10 protein-coding genes are annotated in these 9,931 nt (G+C 44.5%); 4 read left to right on the top strand and 6 right to left on the bottom strand.

Going from position 1 to position 9,931, the window contains the following annotated elements; translation table 11 throughout:
- Positions 1-6 precede the first annotated feature (6 nt).
- From kdsA to AAA943_RS20950, 3 genes are read right to left on the bottom strand one after another with little or no spacing between them, the layout of a single operon-like run.
- Positions 7-855 (bottom strand): 3-deoxy-8-phosphooctulonate synthase, encoded by an 849-nt coding sequence (kdsA, locus tag AAA943_RS20940; RefSeq protein ID WP_338226344.1) that lies wholly within the window; start codon positions 853-855, stop codon positions 7-9.
- Entirely contained in the window at positions 852-1,427 is a 576-nt protein-coding gene (locus tag AAA943_RS20945) for a KdsC family phosphatase (RefSeq protein WP_338226345.1), read from the bottom strand. Before AAA943_RS20945 ends, kdsA begins: the two co-directional genes overlap by 4 nt.
- On the bottom strand, positions 1,409-2,950 hold the full coding sequence (locus tag AAA943_RS20950) for a GNAT family N-acetyltransferase (RefSeq protein WP_338226347.1): 1,542 nt from the start codon (positions 2,948-2,950) through the stop codon (positions 1,409-1,411). The genes AAA943_RS20945 and AAA943_RS20950 overlap by 19 nt, the downstream gene beginning before the upstream one ends.
- Positions 2,951-3,127: 177 nt before the next feature.
- Between AAA943_RS20950 and AAA943_RS20955 the strand changes: the two genes are divergently transcribed.
- The 3 genes from AAA943_RS20955 to AAA943_RS20965 are packed head-to-tail and all read left to right on the top strand — an operon-like array spanning position 3,128 to position 6,707.
- The gene (locus tag AAA943_RS20955) at positions 3,128-4,003 is read left to right on the top strand and encodes a mechanosensitive ion channel family protein (RefSeq protein WP_420915621.1); all 876 of its coding nucleotides are present in this window, start codon (positions 3,128-3,130) and stop codon (positions 4,001-4,003) included.
- A 52-nt stretch (positions 4,004-4,055) separates the two neighbouring features.
- Positions 4,056-4,982, top strand: coding sequence for a DUF6089 family protein (locus tag AAA943_RS20960; protein ID WP_338226349.1), 927 nt, complete (start codon positions 4,056-4,058; stop codon positions 4,980-4,982).
- A gap of 48 nt (positions 4,983-5,030) precedes the next feature.
- On the top strand, positions 5,031-6,707 hold the full coding sequence (locus AAA943_RS20965; protein ID WP_338226350.1) for a Na/Pi cotransporter family protein: 1,677 nt from the start codon (positions 5,031-5,033) through the stop codon (positions 6,705-6,707).
- Here the strand turns inward: AAA943_RS20965 and AAA943_RS20970 are convergent.
- Positions 6,704-7,531, bottom strand: coding sequence for a universal stress protein (locus tag AAA943_RS20970; protein ID WP_338226351.1), 828 nt, complete (start codon positions 7,529-7,531; stop codon positions 6,704-6,706). The two genes, AAA943_RS20965 and AAA943_RS20970, sit on opposite strands and share 4 nt — an antisense overlap.
- A gap of 176 nt (positions 7,532-7,707) precedes the next feature.
- Between AAA943_RS20970 and AAA943_RS20975 the strand changes: the two genes are divergently transcribed.
- The gene (locus AAA943_RS20975; RefSeq protein ID WP_338226352.1) at positions 7,708-8,226 is read left to right on the top strand and encodes a RidA family protein; all 519 of its coding nucleotides are present in this window, start codon (positions 7,708-7,710) and stop codon (positions 8,224-8,226) included.
- Between the two features lie 173 nt (positions 8,227-8,399).
- Here the strand turns inward: AAA943_RS20975 and AAA943_RS20980 are convergent, their stop codons facing one another.
- Positions 8,400-9,101 carry an XRE family transcriptional regulator gene (locus AAA943_RS20980; protein ID WP_338226353.1) on the bottom strand — a complete coding sequence of 234 codons (702 nt, stop codon included), beginning with the start codon at positions 9,099-9,101 and terminating at the stop codon, positions 8,400-8,402.
- Positions 9,102-9,241: 140 nt separating this feature from the next.
- Complete coding sequence (locus AAA943_RS20985; RefSeq protein ID WP_338226354.1) at positions 9,242-9,634, bottom strand: four helix bundle protein; 393 nt, start codon at positions 9,632-9,634, stop codon at positions 9,242-9,244.
- Positions 9,635-9,931 lie beyond the last annotated feature (297 nt).

The raw sequence follows: 9,931 nt of genomic DNA on the forward strand, positions 1-9,931 counted from the left end.
GGTCGATTACTGAACAGCAAAATCCTGGTACTTTCTCCCTAGCTCCCAAGATTCTTTGAGCATGTGCAGAAAATCACCCATTCTGTGAAGCGGGATCAGGTTGGGTCCGTCGCTGAGTGCCTTGGCAGGCTCGGGATGAGTTTCGATAAAAAACCCATCAATCCCGGTCGCCGCAGCCGCTCTAGCCAAAAACGGAGCAAACTCCCGCTGGCCTCCACTGCTGCCTCCCTGTCCTCCTGGCTGCTGTACCGAATGGGTAATATCAAAAACTACCGGTGCAAATTCCCTCATGATGGGCAATCCTCTCATGTCCACCACCAGGTTGTGATAGCCCAGAGAAAAACCCCGCTCGGTTAGGCAGACATTTTCATTGCCAGTGGATCTTACTTTTTTTACTGCAAACTGCATGTCTTCCGGCGCCATAAATTGGCCTCGTTTAATTTTCACTGCTTTTCCTGTGTTTCCGGCAGCAAGCAAAAGATCAGTTTGTCGACATAAAAAGGCAGGAATTTGCAAGACATCCACCACCTCGGCTACTTCAGCTGCCTGATAGGATTCATGGATATCCGTCACCAAAGGCACATCCAATTCCTTTCCTACCCGCTGAAGTACTTCAAGGGACTTGTCCATGCCGATACTTCGAAATGAGCCGGAAGAGGTCCTGTTGGCTTTGTCGAAAGAGGCCTTAAAGACGTAGGAAAACCCGTGATCCTCTGCCCAAGCTTTCACTTTGCTTCCGATTTCCAGGCAGATGTCCAAACTCTCCACTGCACAGGGTCCTGCAAAAAGGACCGGCTTTTCAGCACCTAATACTACTCCATCGCGGATGTGCATGGGTTGTGTGTTTTTCTTCATGAGTTCTGTTGGGATAACGTTTCAATTAAGGGAGCCAATTGGCCTCTCGTATGGAGTAGAATATCGCCTACTTCGCGAAATACGCCTTTTCCTCCGGCAAAGGGGGATATATAATGCACCGCTGCTTTCACGTAGGGTAAAGCATCCTGGGGTGCCACAGCCAATCCTACTTGAGTCAAAATAGGCAAATCAATGAGATCATCTCCAATGTAAGCTACTTCATGGAGCTCAATTTCCATCGTTTCCAGAATTTCTCTTAGCTTTTTCGCTTTGTCTTTGACCCCATGATAATGAAAATCAAATCGAAGCTCCTCGCATCGATTTTCTACCACCTGGGACTGTCTCCCGGTAATGGCTCCGACCAGAATCTTGACTTTTCGAAGATGCTGTACAATCAACCCATCTTTGACATTGTACTTCTTGTACTCGGTACCAAAGTCATCGTAGATAATGCCCCCATCTGTGAGCACTCCATCCACATCGGTGATGAGTACCTTAATGGGATAGGCTTTTTCCCAAACTGACTCCGGGATATGGGCAAAATAGGCCTGAATTACTTTTTCTGTTTCCATTGAATTGAATAAAGGTCCAATCTTCGCTGCTCCAGGTTCCTCACACTTCCGGCTTTTCTTTGCTTGGTCAACAAATCCAAGTCCACATCAGCCACTATGGTAGTTTCTGCATTTTCAGAAGCCTGAGCAACAATGGCATCGTGAGGAAAAGAAAAGTCCGAGGGCGAGAAAATCGCAGATTGGGAATATTGTATGTCCATATTCTCCACTTTTGGGAGGTTTCCGACTGATCCAGTGATGGCTACGTAGCACTCGTTTTCAATAGCCCTGGCTTTGGCACAGGTATTTACCCTGAGAAAGGCGTTTTTGGTATCTGTCCAGAAAGGAACAAAAAGAATATCCATTTCCTGTTCTGCCAGGATCCTTCCCAATTCTGGAAATTCAACATCGTAGCAGATCAAAATACCTATTCTTCCTGCATCGGTATCGAAGACATTGATTCCGTTTCCGCCCTGAAGGCCCCAATAAGCAGACTCGTCGGGAGTGATATGTAGTTTGTATTGTTTGTCCTGAGTACCGTCCCGGCGGCATAGGTAACTGACATTGCGGAGTTTTTTGCCATCGTACTCCGGCATCGAGCCCGCGATGATGTTCAAATTGTAGGACACCGCCAATTCACTCATTCTGGAAACAATCTCATCAGTGTAGTCTGCCAAGTTACGAATAGCTTCAGAGGCATCCATATCGTTAAACTCCGCCAGCATGGGAGCATTGAAGAATTCGGGCAAAAGACAGAAATCAGACTTATAGCCGGATACCGTATCTACGAAGAACTCCACCTGCTGCATCAGATCGTCCACATTGGAAAACCTCCGCATTTTCCACTGCACCAGCCCGAGCCGGACAATGGACTTTTTATTTCCGATGAGTTTTTCCTCTTTTTCGTAGTATATATTGATCCATTCCAGCAAGGTGGCATAGGCACGGGAATCGGTGTCTTCGGGAAGGTATTTGGTAATTACTTTTCGGACATGAAACTCATTGGCCAGCTGAAAAGAAAGAACCGGATCAAAAATCTCCCGGTTTTTCACCAAGTCAATGTATTTCCTGGGGGTCATTTCATCGGCATATTTGGAATAGCCGGGAATCCGTCCGCCAGCGATGATGGATCTCAAATTCAAGTTTTCGCAAAGCTCCTTTCGGGCATCATAGAGTCGCCTGCCCAGACGCATTCCCCTGTATTCCGAGTGTACAAAAACATCTGTACCGTAGAGGGTATCGCCTTCATCGTCATGGGTGTCGAATTTTCCGAAACCGGTAATCTGATCATAGGTATGATTATCCCCAAACTTGGCGTAATCCACAATGATACTCAATGCGGCAGCGATAACTTTGCCGTTGTCTTCGATACAAATCTGTCCTTCAGGAAAAGCTTTGATTTGGTTTTTCAACTCCTGTTTTGTCCAGGCTCCACCCTGATTCCTATAGATGGAAACCATGATTTCCCGGATGTCCTCGTAGTCGGAGAGCTTGATATTTCGTAGCTTAAGTCGGTGCTCTAATTCTTCTCTTTGCTTACTCATAGCCCAAAATTACAAGAATTCAGTCAATTATTTTAAATCAACCCTGTTCAACAGGGCTAATCAAAACAATATTCCGTGATTAATTGAAAAGAGAAAGTTTTCTGGTTTATTGGTTAAAGATTGGATAGTTTTACCTAACAAAAATTAAGTTTAAACGCTTACAGCAGAATGGATTCCATGGATGAGACACAGGATTTTTGGCAATGGCTTGACAATTTAATCAACCAAAACATTTTCAGTCTGGGAGATACCAAGCTGACCATTGGACTGCTTATCACACTGATTGTTTCATTTACGGTCCTTTTCATCGGTTCAGAATGGATCAGAAAGCTGATCGTCAAAAAAATCCTTAAAAAAAGAGAAATTGAAGTAGGCACCAAGGAATCCATCGGCACCATCGTCAAGTATGTGATAATCCTTGCGGGAATTTTTTCGATTCTTCAGACCAATGGGATAGACCTGAGCGCATTTGGTGTATTGGCAGGAGCCATTGGTGTAGGTATCGGTTTTGGCTTGCAGAACATCACCAACAATTTTATTTCAGGACTGATCATCCTTCTTGAACAACCCATCAAGGTCGGGGACCGGATCGAAGTGGGCGACGTCAACGGAGATGTCATTTCTATATCGGGCAGGTCTACCACCATCCTGACCAATGACAATATCAGCATCATCGTACCCAACAGCCAATTTATCGACAGTCAGGTGATCAATTGGTCACACAATGAACGCAGAGTAAGGTTTAACTTTCCTGTGGGTGTCTCCTACAAAGAAAACCCGGAGAAAATCAAAAATCTCCTGCTGGATATTGCCGCATCCAATCCGGGAGTTTTGAAATTTCCGGAATCCGATGTGTTGTTTGAAAGCTATGGAGACAGCAGCCTCAATTTCAACCTCAGAGTATGGACCTCCGAATTTGTCAACAAACCTCTGGTATTGAAAAGCCAATTATACTACGAGATTTTTAAAAGATTTTCGGAGGAAAAAGTGGAAATCCCTTACCCTCAACGGGATCTTCACCTAAGATCGGGGTTTGATAAATTGGATAATTAACCTATTTTTCCTCATCTTTCCTGAATCAAAGCGGATGAGGTAAAGGCAAAGTATGAAAAGAATTCTTTTGGTGATTTTTCTGGGACTAGGAATAAGTCAGACTTACTCCCAGAGTTTTTATCGATACCGCTTCGAAGAGCCTTGGTCAATATCTGCTGGAATTGGCCCCACCCAGTATTTTGGAGAGCTGTATTCCTTTTGGAAATACAACGAAGGAGTACAACCGGACTGGAATGCAAGCTTTTCCATCAATTACATCTTTGGAACCCATCTCAAGGCCCGGGGTGAATTTACCTATTACAAAATGTCGGGATCGGATCCTCCTTCTGACCCAAGAGCATTTCGATACCCAAGAAATCTCCATTTCAGAGCCACCAATATGGAGCTGACCGGAATAGTAGAATACTACTGGCATCCGGTGAAGCTGAATAACATCACCCGACATCTATGGAATCCCTACATCTTTTTTGGGATCGGGGTGTCATCCAACAATCCCCAAGCTGAACTGAATGGAGCATGGATTGACCTGAGACCCCTGCAGTTGGAAAACAACCCCTACGAGAAATACATCATGGTATTCCCGATGGGCTTGGGTTTCAAGTACAAGCTCAATGTCTACATGGATTTGAAAGTAGAAGGCAATTATCGCTTCACCTTGACTGATTACATGGACGACATTTCAGCCTTCAATGTGAGTGAATTTTACCTGGATCTAGTCAATGACTATGTTACGGGGCAAAATCCTGACAGATTGAGATTAGCTATCCGGAATCCTCAATTCGTGCTGGATAATGGGGAACCGGATGTAGCCGCCATCCTCAACAACCGCGGAAGAATCAGAAGAGGTTCAGGTCTCACTCATCGCTACGATGGCTACATGACCCTGAATGTGGGAGTGGAAATATTTCTGTCCAGAGATATTTGGGACAACTGGATCTTCCGTGACCGAGTTTACGAAAAGAGATTCCGATTCTGGTAACCCATTGCCTTCTCTCCCATAGCAATAACGGAGTAGGAGCAATCAACTATGGAAAGTCACGCTTCAGATTTTTGGCTGTTTTTGGCAGGTCTTGGCCTTTTTCTCTTGGGCATGTCCCAAATGGAACATGGATTCCGGGAAATGGCTGGACCTACTTTCCGGAGATTCCTTCAAAGCTTTACCAACAAACCCTGGAAAGGAATCATTGCCGGAACAGTTACCACCGCGATTTTGCAGAGCAGTTCCTTAGTGACCTTGATGGTTTTAGCCTTTCTTGGAGCAGGATTAATCAATTTGGGCTCGGCAATCTCCGTCATTTTAGGAGCAAACCTGGGCACGACCATGACTGCCTGGATTGTGGCCTTGCTGGGATTCAAAATATCGGTTTCCGCATTTGCCTACCCCTTTATTGGCATAGGTACGCTTACCTATCTTACTTTTTCTAGAAGACCGGTCTTATCCTTCTTGGGATTGATTGTTTTGGGTTTTGGTATGCTCTTTTTTGGTTTGGATTTGATGAAATCAGCCATAGAAGATCTATCTGAGCGGGTAGATTTTTCCCAACTTGCCAACTATGGTAACTGGGTCTTTCTTCTCACCGGAATAGTCCTCACTGCACTGATCCAGTCCAGTTCAGCAACTTTGGTGATTCTACTCAGTGCTATCCATGCCGGGGTAATTGGGATTGAAGCAGGTGCTGCGGTCATCATTGGTGCTAATATTGGCACTACAGTGACTATTAGCCTGGGGGCCTTTGGAAGTAAGCCGGACAAAAAGCGGCTGGCAATTAGCCATATTGTCTTCAATCTGACCATAGGCTTCATCTTTTTCCCCTTTGTGAATCCCTGCATTCACCTGATTCAATCTTTAATTCCTGATTCCGGAGAGCTGATTCAGCTGGTATTTTTCAACACCTTCTTCAATGCCACGGGAATCTTGATATTCTATCCGCTTTTGCCCAAACTGGAAAAATGGCTGATGAAAAACTTCCAAGCGACTGAGGAAAACTCTCCCACAGAATACATCCAAAAAGCCGATCCGGAAATCCCCCAAGTGGCCTTGGAGGCGCTACGAAAAGAAAATCTGGTATTGTGGGGAAAAGTACAGGGTTTTATTCTCCTCATCGTGAAAGGTACCCGAAGATCCGATGGTCAAAAAGAGTCCATTTGGGCTAGGCTTATCCGGGAGTCTAGGCACCTTGATGTAAAATATGACCATTTGAAAGAAATCGAAGAAGAAATCACCCGGTTCAACCTGCAACTGCAAAAGAAAATTCAGGATGACGAGTCGGCAACACGCTATGCATCCTATACCCTGACCACAAGACTGCTCATCTATGCCGCAAAAAACTTCAAGGACATACTTCACAATTTAAAAGAGCTGGAAAATTCAGAAGACCCGGTTGCTGACTTTGTACTGAAGGAGGTAAGAACCAAAGTGACTCATGTTTTCACTCAGGTAAATGAGGCTTTGGAAAAAGAAGATGCGCTCAGGATAATGGAGTCCCAATTCCATGACCTAAAAAAATGGCAAAAACAGCTCACTGAAAAAATCTATGAGCAGATGGATAAAAAATCCCCGGAGGTTCAGATTTCAACATTGATCCATATCGAAGAGCAGGTCTTTCAGGGATTAAAAAATATAGGTGCTGCAGTCGTACATCTGCAGCACCCAATCAGCCAAGTCCTGGACTTCCAAACCCAAGAAAACGGAAATGGCTCCTAGCCGGCCTTAATGCTGAGCACTCCCGCGGGGGATTTAAATATTACTGTCTCGGTAGTGCCAATCACATAGGAAGAACTGCCTTTGCGGTTGGAAGAAACCAAGACTACCAAATTGATTCCTTGATCTTCGCAAAAAGCCACGATACCCTCATCAGCATCTCTATGATTGAATACATGCCGATGAATGACAAACTGCTCATGACCTCTGGCAAACTCCGCCATCTCGCGGTCAGAATCGGTAGAATTGGTAAAATGCTCGGGGGTATTTACATGCAAGAGATGAATCGAACTTTTGAATGCTTTTGCCAAAGGCAGGAATTGGCTGAAAGCTTCTTTGGAAGAAGCATCAAAAGCTGTGGCAAAGGCAATTTTTCGGAAAGCATTCCCATCCAAAGCTTCCTTGACGGCCAAAACTGGGCAATTGGCGTTTCTCAGCACCTTTTGAAGATTAGAACCGATAAATTTCCCTTCCTGAAATCCTTTGCCATAGGCACCGATGATGATCAGGTCCGCTTTGTTTTTATCCGCTACACGGACTATTTGCTCATGGGGTACGCCAATTTTCACCACCGGTTCGATCAAAGCCTTTGCGGGAGCAACTGTTCGGATATATTCGGGAAGGACATCGATTGCTTCCTGCCTCTCCTGAATTAAGTCAGGATACTTATTTTTCGCCTCCTCACTGAGCAAATCCCAATCCACCTCCGAAGGAATCACCGTCACACAAAGGATTCGGGCATCAGTCTTAATACTGATTCTCTGAGCAGTTTTCAACGCAGCAAGCGAGTAAACTGAAAAATCGAAAGGAACTACTAGCGTTTTCATGGTTAGTTGGGATTGGTTTGTTCCTTAAAGTTGGACTTCATTCGGGAAAAATCCTTTGCCATAAATCAGGGCAAAAACTGATAAAAATTAGCTTTTCAACAAGGGGGCAAAAACTTTAAGGCAACCGTGTATTAAAAAATAAACCCTATTTTAGACCTCGATCTATTTCTAATCCCATGAACTCAAAAACACTAACAGGAATCGTCTTCTTTTTTGCCTTTTTATCATTTCCACTGCTTGCCCAGACTCCTGAGGAGAAACTCAAAGCACTGGGACTGGAACTCCCAGAAGTCAGTCAGCCCATGGCCAACTATGTGAAATGGAAACAAGTGGGAAATTTGCTTTTTTTGGCAGGAAATGGCCCGGACGTATATGGCAAAGTCGGCGCTGACTTAAGTCCCGAGCAGGGCTACGAAGCTGCCAGGCTCACCGGACTGGAGATCATCGCCGTACTAAAAGCTGCCACGGGAGACCTGAGCCGCATCAAGCAGTTTGTCAAAGTATTGGGCATGGTCAACTCAGCCCCTGACTTCACAGGGCATCCGCGGGTGATCAATGGCTTCTCCGATTTGATGGTGGAAGTATTTGGAGAAAAAGGCAAGCATGCCCGGTCTGCCGTGGGGGTAGCGGCCTTGCCTAATGACATTGCGGTGGAGATTGAGGTGATTGTGGAGCTGGAGGAGAACGAGGAATGATCAATAATCAATTTTCAAACTCAATGAACAAATTCATGAGTCAAGTGGACTCCAAACTGAAGAATTGAAAATTATTCAGTTTCCATCGATGATTGGTCATTTGACTTTGCCCATTGGCCAATGCTTATTACACATTGCTCATTGGTCACTGGCCATCGATCATTGAAAATTGGTCATTGCCCCGAAATCGCCAACCTGTACCTCCACACTTCCCGAATCTGTTCTACCTCCACTTCGAAAGGAACATAGATTGGATTGGCTGAGCAAAGCAGTAATTTTTGCTCGCTGCTGATCTTGTTGTAAACAATCTTGAAAGTCACTCCGTCCTGCTCGGTAACGATCACGTAGCGTTCCCCGTCTTTGATCGCCATCCAGTCATCCACGTATTCACAGACGATCCAAGCCCCATCGGGAATCGGCAGCATGGAGTCTCCATCCACTTGGAAAACCCGATGTTTTTTATCCATTGGTAGAAATGGCAAGGAGAATCTTGGCAACTCGGAAATAAACTCCGGATCGGCAAATCCAGCCAAGTAGCTGGCCTTAGCCCGTTGGGAGACCACTTCGATCAGTTCGCGACCCTGGGCATCCACCGTAGTAGAGAGAATCCGCAACTTTCGCCCTCTGAGAAACTGATCGGTCTCCAGAAGCTCGCGGAGTTTGTATTCGGAGTAGGCGGTCAGGTCTTCTCTTAGTAATATATCTATAGAAACCCCGAGTTGGTCTGAGATTTTCACCAACGTATCCAAAGGAGGATTGATATTGAGTTCATAACCCGCCAGTTTGGAGCGGGAGATTCCTACAGCCTCAGAAAATGTTTCCTGAGTGAAGCCTTTCTTTTTTCGGAGGAATTTGAGGTTAGTATTTAATGACATTGATTTTTTTAAGATATGCTGCGCGAGATAGTCTTTAAGATATAGCTAAAGCTGAGATACTGGAGAAGATATGCTACGCGAGATAGTTTTTAAGATATAAATAATAATGAAGATATGCTGTGCGAGATAGTTTGTTTGCACTATCCCAAATCCTTCTTGGCTTCGTAGGTCGTTTTTATCTGCCCATTTAATTTAATCTGTAAATTTTTCGCGATCGAAAACATGACTTCGTGTTCTTCTTTAGCAACGATTCCTCGCTCAAACCCAAGATCAATCCAGTGATCCATCCCCTCAGAAAGTGAGGCTCTTGAGATATAATAAAATCTTATCCGCTCCAGAAAATGATATCTAGCATACCCCTCGGCAATATTTGCCCCAACAGAATCGATAGCCTCCAACATTTGGTCCCCCCAAACTTTACGCTGGTGATATCCTAACCTCTCGTAAATCAGCCAAGCCTTATCGGATAATTCCCTTGCCAATTTATAGATCGTCAATTCTTTGAGTGGAATGTATTTTGATTTTTCACTCATAACTATAACAAATTAAAAACCAATACTATACAATTATTTTTCAAGACAGCTACGCAGATATTTTCAAGATATGACTGTGTCAGACAGACCCTATCTCGCATCGCATATCTCCCTATCTCGCGAAGCATATCTTTAATTTCTTCAAGATTGCTACGCAGCTATTTTTAAGATATGACTACGTCAAATAGGCTCTATCTCGCATCGCATATCTCCCTATCTCGCGAAGCATATCTTTAATTTCTTCAAGATAGCTACGCAGCTATTTTTAAGATATGACTACGTCAAATAGGCCCTATC

Source organism: Algoriphagus confluentis (assembly GCF_036245625.1).
GTDB lineage: Bacteria > Bacteroidota > Bacteroidia > Cytophagales > Cyclobacteriaceae > Algoriphagus > Algoriphagus confluentis.